Origin of the sequence: Pseudorhodobacter sp. MZDSW-24AT (assembly GCF_002794355.1) — a bacterium.
Classification (GTDB): Bacteria; Pseudomonadota; Alphaproteobacteria; order Rhodobacterales; family Rhodobacteraceae; genus Pseudotabrizicola.
The window spans coordinates 40645-56768 of sequence record NZ_PGOI01000001.1; the positions used below are offsets into that span (position 1 = coordinate 40645).

Consider the following 16124-nt stretch of genomic DNA (forward strand, 5'->3'; position numbering starts at 1 on the left):
TGGCTTGTCCCAAGGCGGGACACCTCTTCTGCTTCCCCCTACCCGCGCGGCGCCTCTCTGGACGCAGCAGACCGTTCTTCGGCTTCTGAAAGCGGGCGCAGCGGAAAATCCATTGTAAGCAGATACTCATCGCCTTCGCGACCGCGAGTCACCTTCCCGTTCAACTGCTGAGAGAATGCCGTCAGCAATTGAGAGCCAAAACCGTCGCTGCCCGGCACCAAGGGATCGTCGCCCTGAGCCACCACGGGGCGCAGGCTGTTGCGCAGCGTAAATCTTGCGATCCCACCGCCCGTGCGCTCCAACCGCAGTCCTACGGTGGACCCGGCAGTACCTGCATTCCAAGAATGCTTGATCACATTCGCCATGCCTTCGGTCAGAAACAGCGCCAATGGCACAGCTTGGTCGGGCGTCAGACGAATATCATCCACACTGGCGACCAACTCAAAGCGGCGGCCGGGGGCAGAGCCGATCCGCAGCAGATCACCCGCGACGCGCGGCAAAAGCTCATCTGCGCGCACGTCTGTCAATCCGCTGGTCTGATACAGTTCGCGGTGCACCGTGGCGAGGCTGATCACGCGCTCCTGCACCGTGCGCATCGCTTCCTTCGCTTCCGCAGTCCGCGCCCCCCGCAACTGCATATTCAAAATCGAAGCAATGAGTTGCAGGTTGTTCTTCACGCGGTGATGCACCTCTCGGAGCAGCACTTCCTTTTGATGGATCGTGTTTTCCAGATCCGCTTCATTGCGCACGACGGCATCGGTCATGCGCTCATAGGCGCGGCCCACCGAACGCAGCTCGATGGCGGCACCGTCCATGTTGAGTTCCGGCAACTGTCGCTCCCCAGCCGCAAAAGCGGTGATACGGTCGCGGAGCAGACGTACATGGCGCAAGACTTGGCTTTCTGCTGCAAGCCACGCCACCAAAAGGCTGGCCGCCCACATCAGCATCGGAAACATGAAGGCAGGCAATGCGCCTTCGAGAATGGTATTGTCGAGCCGGTCGGCAGGCCAAGACCCAATCAGATACAGTGACCCGATCTGTAGGGGGACAACGGCAAAGGCCCGCCGCTCGCCGCTTGGCGTGCTTGCGATAAAGCTGCGGCCGTTGTTGTTGCGCGTGAAGCTCGCAAGATCCCGGCCCGCTGGAAGGCTTTGCTCGGCTGCGTCCATCCCGATCGAGGACGTCAGCAAAGCCCCGTTCGCATCGAAAGTAATAAGCGCAAGCGGCTGGTCGTCTGTTGTTGACGCCGTTTTTGTCTGCTGATCCAAGGCCTCATGTGGCAAGGAAACAAAGGCGAATCCCATCAAGCTTCCGGCGGCATCCACCACAGGGTGCGACACGATCAAAACCGATGCTTGGGTGACTGGTCCATAGGGATTGACCGCGATTTTAGGGCCCGGGTCATCCAGAAGGATGGCCATAGCCTCTGTTCCGGCAAGATCGCGCTGTTCGTTGCGCGCGCCGCACGCCATCTGGCCGTTCACATCCACATAGCCAGCAAATGTAACCACCCCGATGTTGGCATCGACGAGATTGTCCATAAGCCTGCGGCAGGCATCCAGGTTCGCAAGAACATCCCCTTGCACGACGGCAGGCAAAGCCGTTGCCAAGGTGGCAGCCTTCGCCTGCGCCTTCATCAGTTCTGCAATAAGCGGATTGGCTGCAATCAAGGTCTCACCCTTGATTACATTTGTGACCCTTGCTTCGGCCAGCTGCGCGGTTTTCAGTCCTTGAACATAGCTAAGGATGGCAAGCGGCAATAGGGCAACCCCCATCACGGCCATGAGGCGAAATCCAAGTCCTGAAAACCGCCGCGGTATCGCGGCCAACTTCGTCATGCTGCCTGAATACCCGATCGTCCCATCACCGCCAGAGTTGCCCCCGACTGTTCCGCCAGAATATCCTCACCCTCAGCAAGACCGAGCATCTCGCACAATTTGGCACGCGCGCGATTGGCTCGGCTTTTGGCAGTGCCGACAGCCACGCCCATCATATGCGCCGCTTCCTCATAGGAATACCCGTTCGCGCCCACAAGGATCAGAACTTCACGATGCTCGGGCGACAGCTTGTCGAATGCATGGCTGAAATCGGTGAAAGCGAGACGCCCGTCATGATGCGGCTTCTCAAACATTGAAGCTGCGTGAACACCATCGGTATCGGACACTTCGCGCCGCGTCTTGCGCTTGGACGAAAAGAACGTGTTGCGCAGGATCGTGAAAAGCCACGCGCGCATGTCAGTGCCAACGGTGAACTTCTCGATGTTCGACCAAGCTTTCAAAATGGTTTCCTGCACAAGATCGTCGGCTTCGCTCACATTGCGGGTCAGTGAGATGGCGAAGGCACGCAGGGAAGGAATGTGGGTTGCCATCTCGTCACGCGGGTCTGCATGGGTGACGGGGGCGCTGCTCATTTGCCAGCCTCCTTTGCTTTCAGCTGCTCGAGCAAAAGCTTAAACCTGTCAGGCACTTCTTCCTTCAGCGCCGCCTCGTAGACACGCTTCAGGTTTTCATCAATGTCTTTGCGCAAACTGGATTTCTGGTTGTCACCCGACATATGTTCCATCATCATGCTACTCTACCGATCCCGCATTTATTCATGGAACCAAACGCGACGCCAGTGCGTTTGGTTCCGTAGAAAACGAAACTGGGGAGAAAATAATGACTGCCTCCGCGACCTTCGATCTGACATCGGCCATCGCGGCCGATCTGCCGTTTTTGCGTCGCTATGCGCGTGCGCTCACCGGCAGCCAAGATACCGGCGACCGTTACGCTGCCGCGACCTTGGAAAGCATTCTGATCGAAGATACGCCGGTCCGCGAAGCCTCTACACCACGGATCGGATTGTTCCACTGCTTCCACCGCGTCTGGGCCAGTGCTGGCGCGCCGTTGGAAACCGAAGATGACATCTTGGCCAAACGGGCGCAGGTCCACATGGCAGGGCTGACGCCCAACTCGCGCGAGGCGTTGCTGCTCCATGCGATTGAAGGCTTTGACCGCCCCGCCATCGCCGAAATCATGGCGCATGATGAGACCGAAGTGCAGGCGCTTCTGGACGCCGCCATTCGCGAGATGGAGGCATCCGTGACCGGGAAGGTCATGGTGATCGAGGATGAGGCCATCATCGCGATGGACATCGTCGATATCGTGGGCCAGATCGGACACAAGGTTACAGGCGTTGCCAGAACACGCCGTGAAGCGGTCGAGCTTGCCGCGCGCGACCGCCCCGACTTGATCCTTTCGGACATCCAGCTGGCCGACGACTCGTCGGGGATCGACGCGGTCAATGATATCCTGGCCCAATTCGACGATATCCCGGTCATCTTCATCACCGCTTTCCCCGAGCGGCTGCTGACGGGCGACAAACCGGAACCGGCTTTCCTGATCACCAAACCCTTCTCGGAAGAGCAAGTGCGCTCGGCCGTCAGCCAAGCCATGTTCTTCTCTTCGACCGAGACCCTGCACGCCTGAGTTTTGTCCCTTCACACACCACCTTGCGCCTGCCCTCGTGGCAGGCGTTTTTTATTGAACTTCAGGAGCTTCGTGGAACTCCTCAGGCCGGATTGCGTTCTCTGTGCAAGCGAGGGCTGCCCTTCGCATCACATATCTGGAAGGATCTTTTCATGTTCCGCAAAGTTCTTATGGCAACCACCGCCCTCTTCATCGCGCAGGCCGCATTCGCGCAGGACACGATGGTGAAAGAAATCGACGTGACCGCCGATATCACCGCCATCTCGAATGCCGAGGCTGCGAGCTACTGGGCAAACACGGCGGCTGATCTGCAGAATGCCATCCTCGCGCGCCTTGTCGACCGGGTTGGCGAAGATGGCGTGAAGATCAGCGTCGATATCGACGAACTGTCCTTGGCAAACTCGTTCCAGAACCAGTTGAACCTCGAAGATGCTGTTCTGGTCGGCTCGGTGAATGTGACCAGCGACACCGACAATACCAAATTCGACAGCTATGAGCTGACCGTGACGGCCCTGACAGCGCAAGCCTTTGCGCCGGACGGTGCGGTGTTGGATGGCGCGTTCACCGACACGCCCGAGTATTACGCCGCACTTATCGCCGCATTCGCCGATGGTGTTGTGACCCGTATCAAGTGATCGAAACCCCAATGATGAAAGGCCCCGGAGTGATCCGGGGCCTTTTCATTTGCGCCAAGTGAAAGAAAAGGCCCGGAGAGCACTGCACCCCGGGCCCTTGCGTTTTTACTTGGAGGTGGCGCGCAGCATCCAAGCGGCTTTTTCGTGGAAGGCCACGCGTGCAGTGAGCAAATCGGCAGTTGCCACATCTTCACCGTCCTCGGCGCGGCCGATCACATCCCGCATACGGCGGACAACGGCTTCATGTTCTCCGGCGAGGTCTTCCACCATCTCTTGCGCCGAACCCAGTTTGGCAGGATCCTTGACGCAAGACATCTTGGTGACTTCAGACAATTGATAGGGTGCGATCCGGCCCAAGGCACGAATACGCTCTGCCAGATCGTCGGCCGCCTTGAACAGATTGTTGTACTGCGCTTCGGTCAGGATATGGATCGAGTGGAACAGCGGACCTTCAACGTTCCAGTGGACGGCATGTGTCTTGAACAGCAGGCGATAGGTGTCCGCGAGTGCCTCGCTCAGGCCTTTAGAAATGGCGGTGACGCCTGTGATGCCGGTGTCGATCTTGTCTGCCGCTGGCACGGCCTTCAGTGCTTCTGACATGAGAAATCCTTTCGGTGACGCACCGCCGGACATGGCAGCGCTCTGCCATCAAAACGCAGGTCCGTCCGCCGAGGTTCCTTCGCCCATTGCCAGATCCTTCGAAAAGACGACCACCTGCCCCCGTCCAGCGTGCTTGGCCGCATAGAGGGCGAGATCCGCATCGCGCAGCATCACCTCGGGGGCGGGAGTTTCATAGTGGGTCGAGACAGTCAGCCCAATGCTGCCGCCGATCTGGCACATCGTTGCTTCAACTGAAATCGGCCTTGCCAAGGCCGCGATGATCCGCGTCGCGACGGCGCGCAACCGCGATGGATCGGCCATTCCGGGCATCAGGATCACGAATTCGTCACCCCCCACCCGCGCCACCAGATCGCCCGACCTTGTTTCACCCGACAAGAGCCGAGCCACCACTTGCAAGACCTTGTCACCAGCGGCATGTCCCCAGCTGTCATTCACCTGTTTGAAACGGTCAAGGTCCAGATGCATGAGCGCAAAGGGCTGCGCAGAGAGCACCGCCTGCGCCAAGCCCAAATCAAGGGCACGGCGGTTGCGCAATCCTGTCAGGGTATCTGTCAGGGCCTGCTCTTCCGCTTTCGATTTTGCGCCTTGCAAGCGTAGGTTCAAGCGTTGCAGTTCGTCCATCACGGCCCGCTTCACCTCAACCAGATAGAGCAGTTCTACCGTCAGATCCGTGGCTGCAAAATCGGCATCTGTGAGTGCGTGCGCCTGAACCGCATCCGCGACGCCAATTCCGAAGGAAAGATTCATCACCATACCGCCGAAGGCATCAGCCACCGCCAGCCCGCGAAACTCTGCCCCCCCGCCGCGCAGGGCCACATGCAGGCGCTTTCCTTCATGACACCGCACATGGACCATTTCCGTCACACCGGAAGGTCGGCGCACCTCAAACAGATCGAAGAAATGCTGTCCGCTCTCCGAAGACGCTGTCGGCATCCTTGCGCCGCCGACGATCTTGGCAAGGGTCGCACCGATGCCCAAAATCTGGCCTGACGCTGACACATGCAAATGCATGGGTATCAGACGATCCAGCCCAGCGACAGGCAGCGCAACACCCGCAAACCCCTCGGTTGGTTTTGACGGCCAGAGCTCATCCATCGCGACACGCCCGGATCATGACGCCCGCAGGGCCAAGTCAAACTTGCGCCCTTCCGAATGGGCTTCATCCAGCAGCAGAACGGAAATCACATCCTCCTCCCGCTCAGACGGCATCATGTCCAGCAGCACCAAGGCGCCGTAATCGTCTGCCATGGCGCGCAGCAATCCGATCAGGATGAACCCCGCGCCAGCAAACGGCGGCAGCGCACGAATAGTAAACTGCCCGCCTCCCCGATCTTCCAGAACGATTGTCGGCAAATGCAGATCCGGCAAGGCGAGGCGCGCCCGGTTTGGCAATTCTTCCAAAGAATGCAGGAAGTCACGGAAGGTGACACCGCCAAATCGCAGCAGGCGGCGCAGTCCATCCCGATCGTGATGAGAGACCAAAGTGGTCCCCAGATCTTCCAGAATGCTCTCCCGTGGTCGCCCGAGTTCCACGCAGGCCGCGCGAATGACGGTTTCGGTCAGTGCCGGATCATAACTGAGCAGCGGCTCAAAGCTATCGAACGGCAACTGCGCCCGCAGCACGACCCGTTGCCAGACCGCTGAACCGTGCCGTCGCTTCAAAAAGTCTTCCAGCGCGCGATTGATCAGCCCCAGCATGGCCATCTCCCGTGTGGGTTGGGTAATCCGTGCCAGTCTAGGTCGGCGATGTTAAAGAAGCCTTGCGCAAACCCTGCGACTTACAGTCAGGGGGCCAGAATGAGCCCGCCACCACCCGGCAGATTCAACTGGTTCACCGATAAGGGCATCGCAGCCGGCGGAGACGCCTGCCAAGCGCGGATAAGCGCTTCCCCCGCCTCGTATTGCGGCAAGGCACCGTTGGCGGGCAAAACCTCACGCAGGCTTGGCCCATGCAGGGCATCATTGTGAAAGCCGGTAAACTGCACATAGCCTCCTGCACTGTATTCCAGAAGCAGTGCTTCCTCACCGGGAAGCCCCGGTTGCAGATCGGCAACCACCATCACACAGCCCGGCCCGCCGCCCGGCATCTGCCGCACACAGCTTTCACGCAAGGCGCCCAGACGATAGGTGTCGAGCGCAGTCAGATAGATGTCGCGCGTCGCTGACGCGCTTTCCGGCTGCAAAGGCATCAGGGTGGCGACTTCAGCCAACACAGACTCGCGATCCGCCGCCTTGGAGGGCGAGCGGGTCTGTGCCATCCATTCGGCCAAAGCCTCCTGCCCCGGTTCTGCTGACCTTTGTTCAAGCCGCGCCAAAGCCTCTGCCCCCGGTTTCCCCCAGCGGTCAAGCAGGCTCAGGTCCAGTTCGGCAAGGGGCAAACGCCCATCTTCCAGTCGCGCCATCAGACTGTTGGCCGAAAGACGCTCCGGACTCAGGATCGGTGTCATGCTCGCCGCCGCCATCGCCATAAGCACCAAAGCCATCATCACATTGGCCTGTCTGACCTTTGCCATCCACGCCGGACCACTCACCACGGCCCGCGCGTAAAGCACACCATAGCCCAAGCCCAATGCGGCGACCTGGCTGGCAAACAGACGGTCAGGTGTCCATCCGTATTGCGCCACACGCAACCAGACAGCCCAAGCCCCAAGACCCGCCAAAACGGGCAGCATAAGTGCCATCGCTTGCGCGATGCGCGCCAGAACAGGACTTGCCGTCGCCTCTGTGTCAGACTGGTCGATCACAACACTGACCAATGCGGCCACAGCCCCCGCCATCGTCAACAAAGTCACGGCAAAAGACCATGATCCAAACAGACCCGTCACCCCGCGAAACGGCAGCGCAAGAAGGAACACAGCCGACACCACAAAAACCACGGGAAGCAAGAGCCGGAGCAAGCGCAGGATCAAATAGGGGCTGACATACTCTGAAAGCTCCTGCACCACCGCAAGTGCCAACCCCAGCGCCGCGCCCGTCACCAGCCAGTTGAAGGGCCCGGTATCCATCATCCGGTCAATCAGATCGATCCCGACCGCCTTGAGCAAGGCGTCAGACAGCAGGATCATCGCCCAGACCAACCCTACAAAGGCCCAAGCTGCGACTGCCCGCACCACCATGGCCCAAGTCTCGCGGAACAAGGTCGCATAGTCGCGCCACCCTGCCCCATGCCGCGCAATCCAGAAAGGCAATGGCACCAGCGTCAGGATCACGGCGCCGAGAACCGCATGCGCACTGTCCAACACCTGTTGTGCCGGGGCAAACCCAAGGGCGGCGACAGTCAAAAGCAGCGTGACAGTGACCGCGACAAGCGCTGCGCCAACGGCAGCCCGGCCCAAGGTGAGCGGTCCCGCCATCGCAAGCAAGGCTGCGAAAAAGGCGGCGATCAAGGTCGCAACAGCCAGAAGTGGCAGCCCGATCAGGAGACTGTGCGCGGCAAGCTCTGACAGCGCAAAAAGCGCGAGCCCCGCCACCGCACCCGTGCCGGTCAAGAGGGCCCGCCGCGTGATAAGAGTGTCCATACCCTGCCCTTTGTCCCAAGTGCCGCGCGGCGAAACCTAACTTCCAGCGCCGCAAAGAGCCAGAGGTTGCACAGTGGAGAGCCGATTGATGACTGTCATTTACCTGTTACAAAACTGACGCATGAGGGTCATGCCGCCGAAGTAAGGAAGGCAAGATCGACTCGTCTTCGCCCTCTGGTAGAGCGGGACAACAGGAAAGTCTGCCTGCCATGACCGTCGCGTTACAAAGTTCTGACCCGGCACCCTGCGCCCTCAGCACCCGTGTGGCGATGGTCTGGCCAGCACAATACGCGCAGCATTTTGGCGCTTCGCAAGATGCGCCCGCCCATCATCTCTCTCCGGCCAGATCGGCAAAGGACCCAAGATCATGATCAGCGACCCCCATATCAGCTCTGCCTTTGACCGCGACCTCGAAGGTGTTCAGGCACTTGTGATGAAGATGGGGGGCTTGGTCGAGCACGCCTTGCTGCGGGCCGCCACCGCCTTGGAAACCCGCGACGAGGCGCTGGCCGCCGAAGTCCGTGCCGGCGACCGCGACATCGATGCCTTGGAAGATCAGATCCACACGGAATGCGCCCGCATCATCGCCTTGCGCGCCCCGACGGCCACAGACCTGCGCACTGTGCTGACAGTGATGCGGATCGTGGGCTCGCTCGAACGCTCAGGCGATTACGCGAAGAACCTCGCCAAACGGTCACTCGTGCTCAATCAGATGCGGCCGGTCAACGGGTCCGCAGGCTCCATCTCGCGCATGGCGCGATCTGTCGTCGGCCTTTTGAAAGACGCGCTGGATGCGTTTGTCACCCGCGATGCCCGGCTGGCCGAAGATGTCCGCCGCCGCGACGCCGAAGTGGATCAAATGTATAATTCTGTTTTCCGCGAATTCCTCACGCATATGATGGAAGATCCGCGCAATATTACACCCTGCATGCACCTGCATTTTATCGCCAAGAACATCGAGCGCGTCGGAGACCATGCCACCGGCATTGCAGAACAGGTTCTTTATCTGGTCAACGGCAGGATGCCCGATGAGGAACGCCCCAAAGGCGACCTCACCTCGCTGACCGATACACCCACAACAACCCTCTGAGGTCACCGATGGCTCATACCTCTCAACCCGTTGTCCTACTGGTCGAGGACGAACCCGCGCAGCGCGAAGTCTTGGCCTATAATCTGGAAGCCGAAGGCTTTCGCGTTGTGCAGGCAGCGAATGGCGAAGATGCGCTGATGCTGGTCGACGAAGAGATGCCCGACATCATCATCCTGGACTGGATGATGCCCGAACTCTCGGGCATCGAAGTCTGCCGAAGGCTGAAAATGCGTCCGGAAACCCGGGGGATTCCGATCATCATGCTGTCGGCCCGCGCCGAAGAGGTGGATCGCATCCGCGGGCTCGAAACCGGAGCCGATGATTATGTCATCAAGCCATATTCAGTGCTGGAACTCATGGCGCGCGCGCGTGTGCAGTTGCGGCGGGTGCGCCCCTCCTCCATCGGCGTGGTGCTGGAATGGGATGACATCCGCCTTGATCCAGAAACGCACCGGGTTTACCGGGGCAATCAGGTGCTTAAACTCGGTCCGACAGAGTTTCGTCTGCTCTCGACCTTCATGGAGAAACCCGGTCGGGTCTGGTCGCGCGAGCAGTTGCTCGATCGCGTATGGGGACGCGACATCTATGTCGACAGTCGCACTGTCGATGTGCACATCGGCCGCCTGCGAAAGTCCTTGATGCAGAATGGGGGAGAAGACCCGCTGCGCACGGTGCGCGGTGCAGGCTATGCCTTGGGATAAGCCTGACGGGCGCCCGTGGCCGCAGACGACAATCCGGACTTGCCCTGAAACGCGAAACAGCTTAGCCACGCGGCGTTCTCAGGGCGGGGCGCAATTCCCCACCGGCGGTATAGCCCGCGAGCGCCAAGCACCTTTTCCAAGGCGCTTGGGTCAGCAGATCCGGTGAAACTCCGGGGCCGACGGTATAGTCCGGATGAAAGAGAATGGCCATGTTCCGCCGACTTTCGGCGGGCCGTGTCCGTTTGTGCTCTGGGACCTGACGCAGCAACGCAAAGGTTCCAAAATGACCAACCCTCCTGCCTATCCTTCTTCGGCCCGAGTGGCCGTTATCCGCGCCCGCTGGCACAGCGAGATTGTAGACCGCGCTCATGACAGCTTTCTGAACGAAGCCGCAAAGATCCTGCCGCACGCACATATAGACAGTTTCGACGTGCCTGGCGCATTCGAGATGCCGCTCCTTGCCCAGAAATTGGGACGCAGCGGGCGTTATGATGCCGTGGTCGCAATCGCTTTTGTCGTCGATGGCGGCATCTATCGGCATGATTTCGTGTCCGCAGCGGTCATCGACGGGTTGATGCAAGCCCAGATGACCACCGACGTGCCGGTGTTCTCGGTCTCGCTCACCCCGCATAATTTCCAGCCGACCGAAGCCCTGACCGATTTCTTCGCAAATCACTTTGTGAAGAAAGGTCGCGAGGCGGCAGAGGCTGTGCGCCAGGTTCTTACCCTCAACGCAGAACTGGCCCTTCCTGCGCAAGCCTGAGGAGAAATGGGTGCGGCTACTGGCGCCGCACCCACCTGCGCTTGGGTGCCGCACTGGCGCGATGAGGACCCGGCGCTAGGTTGCGCACCATGACCAAAGAAACCCGCGTTCTTTACAATCGGACCTGCCCCCTGTGCCGGGCAGAAATCACCGCCTATCAGCGTCGCGCCTTGCGCGACGGGCTGCCCATCCGCTTTGACACGCTTGAGCGGGCCGCCGACTGGGGGTTGAGCCCGGACGACGCCGCGCGGCGCCTGCATGTTTGGCATCAAGGCAAGGTATTGTCTGGTCTTGCGGCCTTTCGCGCGCTTTGGGGCGAGTTGCCACATTTGCGCTGGTTGGCTTGGCTCACCGGACTGCCAGGGGTCCACTGGCTGGCGGCGCGCACCTATGACCACGTTCTCGCGCCTCTTCTCTATCGCGCGCATCGGCGCCGACAGAGCTAAGCCTTCGGCACCCCACCCTGTTGGCGCCATGCCTCAAGAAAGGCGCGCACGCAGGTTACGACATGGGCGAAGCGGTCGCCGCCCAGATGCACGCCGCCATACCACCTTGTGACCACCACCACGCAGTCCGTCAGCCCTTCGCGCTCCAGCATCTTCAAGATCACCGCAGCGGCGCCAGCCTCCCCGTCATCATTCTTCAGCGGGCCACCGTCTGACAGGATCACCGCCCAAGTGTTATGCGTTGCCTTGGCGAATTTCTTTTCGCGTTTGAGCGTTTGCAAAAAGCTATCCACCCCTGCCCGCCCGGCAACCCTGCCACCCGTCACCGTGTAGCGAGAGCCGCGGTCGCTCACCACCTTGTCCAGTCGGATCATCCTGCCCCCTTTCGCTGCCACCCTGTCCTGTAGGCGGCTAGGAGAAAGGTCAATGCCGCAGCGACAAGACTTCCAAAGCTGATTTGTTTGGACAAAAGACTGGAAGGCAGGGTGTGCCAGCCGCGATGGCCAGCCATGCCGTGCAGGCCGATTTCTGACCGCAGGCCTCGCAGCGCGCCACCAGTTGCCCCAACTCGCGACGGGTCAACCAGCCTTCCACCACAGCCGACGGCAGATTGACCCCCAGCAGCCTTGCCATTCCCCGTGTCAAACCCCAAGCCAGCGGGCTTTCCGCATATCCGATCATCGCCATACCTTTGCTTTGGCACCGTGCAGATCAGAGTGCGCCCCTTGGGTGGCTCCTGCCTTGATGCAGATCAAGCCGACGGTGGCAAACTTTCGCGCAAAGCCGCGTGCAACTGCTCAAGGCGCCGCAGATCCTCCGCATAAAGATCCGTCTTGCGCGCTTCGGCCAAGGCGCGGTCAGATAGCCGCAGTGCGGCGTTTCCGAACTGCGCGGGGTCGGTCTGGGCGAGCGCGGCCAAAAGTTTCTGAAGCCGCAACTGCACCGAAATGACACCAGCGCCATCACGGGCCACACCGGCAAAGGCGTCTTCCAACAAGTCCTGCATTTCCAATCCGGGCACGGAAACCAGCGGATATTCCGCCTCTGCCGCAGTCCCGCGCTGTGTCCACAGATCCAAGATCTTGAATTGTCGACCTAAAACATCCAGCGCCGTTCCCGGATCATTCACCGCCGGAGACAGTGCGCGCTCCGCAATCTCGGACAAGACCGAAAGTCCAAAACGGGGATCTTGCTCATAGGTGCGCGCCGTGCCGATGGTAAAGGCCTGCCGCGCCCTCTCCAGCCGATCATCGCTTTCTGGACCTTGCGCAAGCTCGGGTGCCAGCCATGCCAGCAGCCGCTTGCGATGGACAAAGCTGCCCGGAACCAGATCCAACCGGATCACCGGCCCGATGGGCGCGCCTTTGATTTCGGACCCGAGCTTTTGCAGCGCAGGCATATCGACATGGCACAGATATCCTGACTTTTCTGGGTAGATTGGCACCCATCCTTGGACCGGTCCCTGCGGCGGCACCCCTCCCAGGTAAGGTGCCGCCACCCGCGCCTTCATCGCTTCGGCAGCCGCCGTTTCAACCCGGCTGACTGTGTCGATCAGCCTGCCAAAGTTGGTCAGGTGCGTGATCCAGCGGACAAGGGCAATGACCACCGCAAGCGTCACCCACATCGTGGCAAAAAACAACACGACTCGCCCGGCAGCATCGAAAACACCGCTGCGGATGCCGATAAGCGCGAACAAGGAAAACAGGAACGCACCTAGAAACGTGGCCAGCACCATCTGTGAGGTGACGTCCTCTTTCAGCAAAGACACCGCACGCGGCGTTCCGGACACGGATGCAGCGTTATAGGCTGTCAGCATGATAGAGACTGAGAACGTGGTCACGGCCAACATCGACGAGGCAAGGATGCTCAGGATGCTCTCAATCGATTCGGCAGCTTCGATCTCGGCAAGCCAGTCCGGCAAGAGCGGCGACACCAGCGGCGTTAGCACCACCACCGCAACGCCTGCCAAGGCGAAGGCCGATGTCCTGACCCACAGCTTGCGCCAGACGCGGCGCAATTCGAACATGAACCGTGTGCCAATCATCTGCGCGCGCCCCTCGCCTGCCCTCGTCACGCTTGACTGAGCAGAGATAAGCCCCGGATGCAATGACACAAGCGGATCAGCGCAGGCCGGCCACGACGCGCCGCACAATCTCCTTGCGCTGTGCGTTTGGCGGGTGGCTTCCCAAGAACTCATCGCCCGGGTCCGGCAATCGGTCAAAGAAGGCCGAACCCCGCACTGGATCGAAACCCGACCGGAAGGCGATCTCGGCCCCCAGCGCATCGGCCTCAAGCTCGAACTCGCGCGCATAGGTCCGGGCCCCCATGTTGGCCCCCATCTGCTGCGCCGCACGCACGGCGTCAGGCGGGGCGCCAGAGGCCTGTGCCAAAACGCCTGCCAGCACCGCCCCCGTCACCGCAGTGCGCTGCACTTGAGGAATATGCCCTGCGATGTGATGCGCCGTCTCGTGGCCCACCACAAAGGCGATCTCATCCGCGTTGCGCGCATCCGCAATCAGCGCAAGGGTAAAGCCCACAATCGGGCGGCCGTTTCGATCGAGGGTCTGAAAGGCATTTGGGGGCTGGCCCGGGCGGTCATCGACGACGATCTGGAAGTCACAATTGCTGCGCGGGTTGCGTTCCCGGCACATCGCTTCGGCCACCGGCTCAACCCGGTTCACCACGGCCACAAAATTGCGCGCAGCCTGCTCAGGCGGCAATACCCCTTCGAAGGCGGGCGCCGCGGGCACTGGCAGCGGCGTGGGGGAAACGACCGCCCCGCCTGCCGGGTAAGCGACTGGCTGGCAGGCTGCCAGCAAAGCGGCAACGCCGATCGCCAAAGCCAATCTTTGAATGCCCATATCCGCCTCGTGCATGAGATTTTTGTGGCGAAGATAGCAGGTGCCTGCGCAGACGAAAGGCCCCCCGCTTGACCTCACGCCAAGTTGCAAATCACGCCGCAATTGCCATTGCCCTCGCGGCGCCTGCAGGGCTACTCTCCCTTTATGTTTACAATCGAACACGATTTTGATGCGACCGTCATCACGCTGATTGACGAAGGGCAAGACCCGCTGGAAGAGGACGTAACCATTCTGGCATTTGAAGAATGTGTCGTTCTGGAACAGGAAGATCCGGTCTCTGGCGATGTGGTGCGCATCAGCCTGTCCATGGGCCAGCTTGCCGATCTTGCGGCAGCGCTTGATCTGCCCGAGGGCAGCTACCGGATCGAGCGTCCGTCCAAGCCCTAGACCCGAGGCACGACCAATCCGGTCGCCCCGGCAAGCAGGCGCATGGTGCAGGCCAGCTGCGCGGCAGGGTGGCATTCTGCGAGCCTCGCGCTTAGCTTGGCGTCAAACCGACCGGAGCCACAGATGCCAGACCCCAACCCTGCCGTTCTCGACTACCTTGCCACCCGACGCTCGCCCGGCGCAAAGACCTTCACAGGCCCGGTGCCCGATCGTGGTCAGCTCATGCAGATCCTGACCTTGGCGACGCGGGTGCCTGACCATGGCAAGCTTGAGCCTTGGCGACTCGTCGTGCTCGAGCGGGCTGCGATGGCGCGGCTTGCCGATCTGGCAGAAAAGCGCGCACGCGCTCTGAATGGCGACGCCGAGAAGATCGAGAAAGGGCGTGGCCAGTTTGACCGCGGGCAGTTGGCTGTGGTGGTGATCTCTTCGCCGAAAGACGCCGAAAAGGTGCCTGTGGCGGAACAGGTGCTGTCCGCCGGGGCGCTGTGCATGAACATCGTGCACGCTGCAACAGCTGCGGGCTGGGGGGCGTGCTGGCTGTCGGGCTGGCCCTCGCATGATGCGCAGTTCCGGGCCTTGGCCTTTGGCTGCGCGGATCACGAGACGGTGGCGGGGATCATTCACATCGCCACTCCGGGCCCGATGGCTGCCGACCGTCCACGCCCCGATCTGTCGCGGCTGGTAAGCTGGGGCTGACATGATCCTTGGCGATTTTCTGAAAGCTGTCCTGCAACTGGGGGATCGGCGTTTCCGGCGGGTGATGGGGCTGGGCGTGCTTCTGACGCTGGCTCTGTTGATCGCGGTCTATGCGGGCTTTCTGGCTCTGATCCAAAGCGTCACCCCCGAGACCATCGACATCCCGTTTGTCGGCCCGGTGACAGGGTTGGAGACGCTGCTGTCTTGGGGATCGGCGGTGCTGATGATCGGGCTGTCAGTGTTCCTGATGATGCCGGTGGCCTCGGCTTTCACCGGGCTGTTCCTTGAGGATGTGGCGCAGGCGGTTGAGGATCGGCACTACCCGAGCTTGCCGTCGGTGCCGCGCATGGCTTGGGGGGATGCGCTGGTGGATGCGGCCAATTTCTTTGCCCTGCTGATCGCCGTCAATGCGCTGGCCCTGATCCTTTATGCCTTTGCGGGGCCGTTCGTTCCGGTGGTGTTCTGGGCGGTCAACGGGTTTTTGCTGGGGCGGGAATACTTCACCCTCGTCGCGATGCGGCGCTTGGGGCGGCAGGGGGCGAAGGCGCTGCGGGGGCGGCATGGGGGCAAGATCTGGCTCGCGGGGATCCTGATGGCGGCACCCTTGTCGCTGCCGCTGGTCAACCTGCTGATCCCGGTCTTGGGGGCGGCAACCTTTACCCATCTGTTTCATCGGCTGAACCGGGATGCATGACCCTCTGTGTTACAAGACTGAAGCTACATACATCTCAATGACTTAGCCTTGCAGCTTTCAGACCTTTTTAACGAACGGGCCCGCAGGACAGACAAAAGAGCGGCTGCGCCGCAATCGTCTTGTCTCGGCTCTGGCCTGCGGCCAACCGCCTCGGCGTGAGGGGCTTTGCCCCTCGCCGCCCGAAGAGGGCGGCTCACCCCAGAGTATTTGGAAAAGCTGCAATTCAGACAGCGCGCAAGGCGGAG

General features: G+C 60.9%; 20 protein-coding genes and 1 riboswitch. Of the genes, 9 read left to right on the plus strand and 11 right to left on the minus strand.

Translation table 11 applies throughout. The annotated features are described in order from the left end of the window. Nucleotides 1-38: 38 nt before the first annotated feature. The 3 genes from CUR21_RS00210 to CUR21_RS00220 are packed head-to-tail and all read right to left on the minus strand — an operon-like array spanning nt 39 to nt 2568. Nucleotides 39-1838 (minus strand): sensor histidine kinase, encoded by a 1800-nt coding sequence (locus tag CUR21_RS00210; RefSeq protein WP_100195004.1) that lies wholly within the window; start codon nt 1836-1838, stop codon nt 39-41. Next, a complete protein-coding gene (locus CUR21_RS00215; RefSeq protein ID WP_100195005.1) occupies nt 1835-2410 on the minus strand; it encodes an RNA polymerase sigma factor in 576 nt (191 codons plus the stop codon). The genes CUR21_RS00210 and CUR21_RS00215 overlap by 4 nt, the downstream gene beginning before the upstream one ends. Continuing rightward, nucleotides 2407-2568 carry a NepR family anti-sigma factor gene (locus CUR21_RS00220; RefSeq protein WP_232622626.1) on the minus strand — a complete coding sequence of 54 codons (162 nt, stop codon included), beginning with the start codon at nt 2566-2568 and terminating at the stop codon, nt 2407-2409. The genes CUR21_RS00215 and CUR21_RS00220 overlap by 4 nt, the downstream gene beginning before the upstream one ends. An 89-nt stretch (nt 2569-2657) precedes the next feature. On the opposite strand from CUR21_RS00220, the gene CUR21_RS00225 reads away from it, so the two are divergent. Further along, nucleotides 2658-3467, plus strand: coding sequence for a response regulator (locus CUR21_RS00225; protein ID WP_100195006.1), 810 nt, complete (start codon nt 2658-2660; stop codon nt 3465-3467). 152 nt (nt 3468-3619) lie between these two features. After that, nucleotides 3620-4102 (plus strand): hypothetical protein, encoded by a 483-nt coding sequence (locus CUR21_RS00230; protein ID WP_100195007.1) that lies wholly within the window; start codon nt 3620-3622, stop codon nt 4100-4102. A gap of 105 nt (nt 4103-4207) precedes the next feature. Here the strand turns inward: CUR21_RS00230 and CUR21_RS00235 are convergent, their stop codons facing one another. The 4 genes from CUR21_RS00235 to CUR21_RS00250 all read right to left on the minus strand — a co-directional run bounded on the left by CUR21_RS00235 (nt 4208) and on the right by CUR21_RS00250 (nt 8241). Next, the gene (locus CUR21_RS00235; RefSeq protein ID WP_100195008.1) at nt 4208-4702 is read right to left on the minus strand and encodes a Dps family protein; all 495 of its coding nucleotides are present in this window, start codon (nt 4700-4702) and stop codon (nt 4208-4210) included. A 48-nt stretch (nt 4703-4750) separates the two neighbouring features. Beyond that, nucleotides 4751-5734 carry a GGDEF domain-containing protein gene (locus CUR21_RS00240; protein WP_232622627.1) on the minus strand — a complete coding sequence of 328 codons (984 nt, stop codon included), beginning with the start codon at nt 5732-5734 and terminating at the stop codon, nt 4751-4753. 99 nt (nt 5735-5833) lie between these two features. Then, on the minus strand, nt 5834-6421 hold the full coding sequence (locus CUR21_RS00245; RefSeq protein ID WP_100195254.1) for a heme NO-binding domain-containing protein: 588 nt from the start codon (nt 6419-6421) through the stop codon (nt 5834-5836). A gap of 86 nt (nt 6422-6507) precedes the next feature. After that, a complete protein-coding gene (locus tag CUR21_RS00250) occupies nt 6508-8241 on the minus strand; it encodes a DUF4153 domain-containing protein (RefSeq protein WP_100195010.1) in 1734 nt (577 codons plus the stop codon). A gap of 367 nt (nt 8242-8608) precedes the next feature. On the opposite strand from CUR21_RS00250, the gene phoU reads away from it, so the two are divergent. The 4 genes from phoU (at nt 8609) to CUR21_RS00270 (ending at nt 11241) form a co-directional block, all read left to right on the plus strand. Further along, nucleotides 8609-9331 (plus strand): phosphate signaling complex protein PhoU, encoded by a 723-nt coding sequence (gene phoU / locus CUR21_RS00255; RefSeq protein WP_100195011.1) that lies wholly within the window; start codon nt 8609-8611, stop codon nt 9329-9331. 8 nt (nt 9332-9339) lie between these two features. Continuing rightward, nucleotides 9340-10032 carry a phosphate regulon transcriptional regulator PhoB gene (gene phoB / locus CUR21_RS00260; protein WP_100195012.1) on the plus strand — a complete coding sequence of 231 codons (693 nt, stop codon included), beginning with the start codon at nt 9340-9342 and terminating at the stop codon, nt 10030-10032. A gap of 70 nt (nt 10033-10102) precedes the next feature. After that, a riboswitch (FMN riboswitch) is annotated at nt 10103-10241 on the plus strand. Between the two features lie 74 nt (nt 10242-10315). Beyond that, nucleotides 10316-10795 carry a 6,7-dimethyl-8-ribityllumazine synthase gene (locus CUR21_RS00265; protein ID WP_100195013.1) on the plus strand — a complete coding sequence of 160 codons (480 nt, stop codon included), beginning with the start codon at nt 10316-10318 and terminating at the stop codon, nt 10793-10795. Nucleotides 10796-10884: 89 nt separating this feature from the next. Continuing rightward, a complete protein-coding gene (locus CUR21_RS00270; RefSeq protein ID WP_100195014.1) occupies nt 10885-11241 on the plus strand; it encodes a thiol-disulfide oxidoreductase DCC family protein in 357 nt (118 codons plus the stop codon). Here the strand turns inward: CUR21_RS00270 and CUR21_RS00275 are convergent. The 4 genes from CUR21_RS00275 to CUR21_RS00290 form a co-directional block, all read right to left on the minus strand. Beyond that, nucleotides 11238-11615 carry a YigZ family protein gene (locus CUR21_RS00275; protein ID WP_100195015.1) on the minus strand — a complete coding sequence of 126 codons (378 nt, stop codon included), beginning with the start codon at nt 11613-11615 and terminating at the stop codon, nt 11238-11240. The two genes, CUR21_RS00270 and CUR21_RS00275, sit on opposite strands and share 4 nt — an antisense overlap. 49 nt (nt 11616-11664) lie before the next feature. Beyond that, the gene (locus CUR21_RS00280) at nt 11665-11928 is read right to left on the minus strand and encodes a DUF6455 family protein (protein WP_232622628.1); all 264 of its coding nucleotides are present in this window, start codon (nt 11926-11928) and stop codon (nt 11665-11667) included. A gap of 64 nt (nt 11929-11992) precedes the next feature. After that, nucleotides 11993-13285: a DUF2254 domain-containing protein gene (locus CUR21_RS00285; RefSeq protein ID WP_157791904.1), complete on the minus strand. Its 1293-nt coding sequence runs from the start codon at nt 13283-13285 to the stop codon at nt 11993-11995. Nucleotides 13286-13361: 76 nt separating this feature from the next. Then, the gene (locus CUR21_RS00290) at nt 13362-14102 is read right to left on the minus strand and encodes a M48 family metallopeptidase (protein WP_100195256.1); all 741 of its coding nucleotides are present in this window, start codon (nt 14100-14102) and stop codon (nt 13362-13364) included. A 144-nt stretch (nt 14103-14246) separates the two neighbouring features. Between CUR21_RS00290 and CUR21_RS00295 the strand changes: the two genes are divergently transcribed. From CUR21_RS00295 to CUR21_RS00305, 3 genes are all read left to right on the plus strand, one after another. Further along, entirely contained in the window at nt 14247-14489 is a 243-nt protein-coding gene (locus CUR21_RS00295; protein WP_100195017.1) for a hypothetical protein, read from the plus strand. A gap of 123 nt (nt 14490-14612) precedes the next feature. Continuing rightward, nucleotides 14613-15185, plus strand: a complete 573-nt coding sequence (locus CUR21_RS00300; RefSeq protein ID WP_100195018.1) for a nitroreductase — start codon at nt 14613-14615, stop codon at nt 15183-15185. A gap of 4 nt (nt 15186-15189) precedes the next feature. Then, nucleotides 15190-15879, plus strand: a complete 690-nt coding sequence (locus CUR21_RS00305; protein WP_198431587.1) for an EI24 domain-containing protein — start codon at nt 15190-15192, stop codon at nt 15877-15879. Nucleotides 15880-16124: the final 245 nt, after the last annotated feature.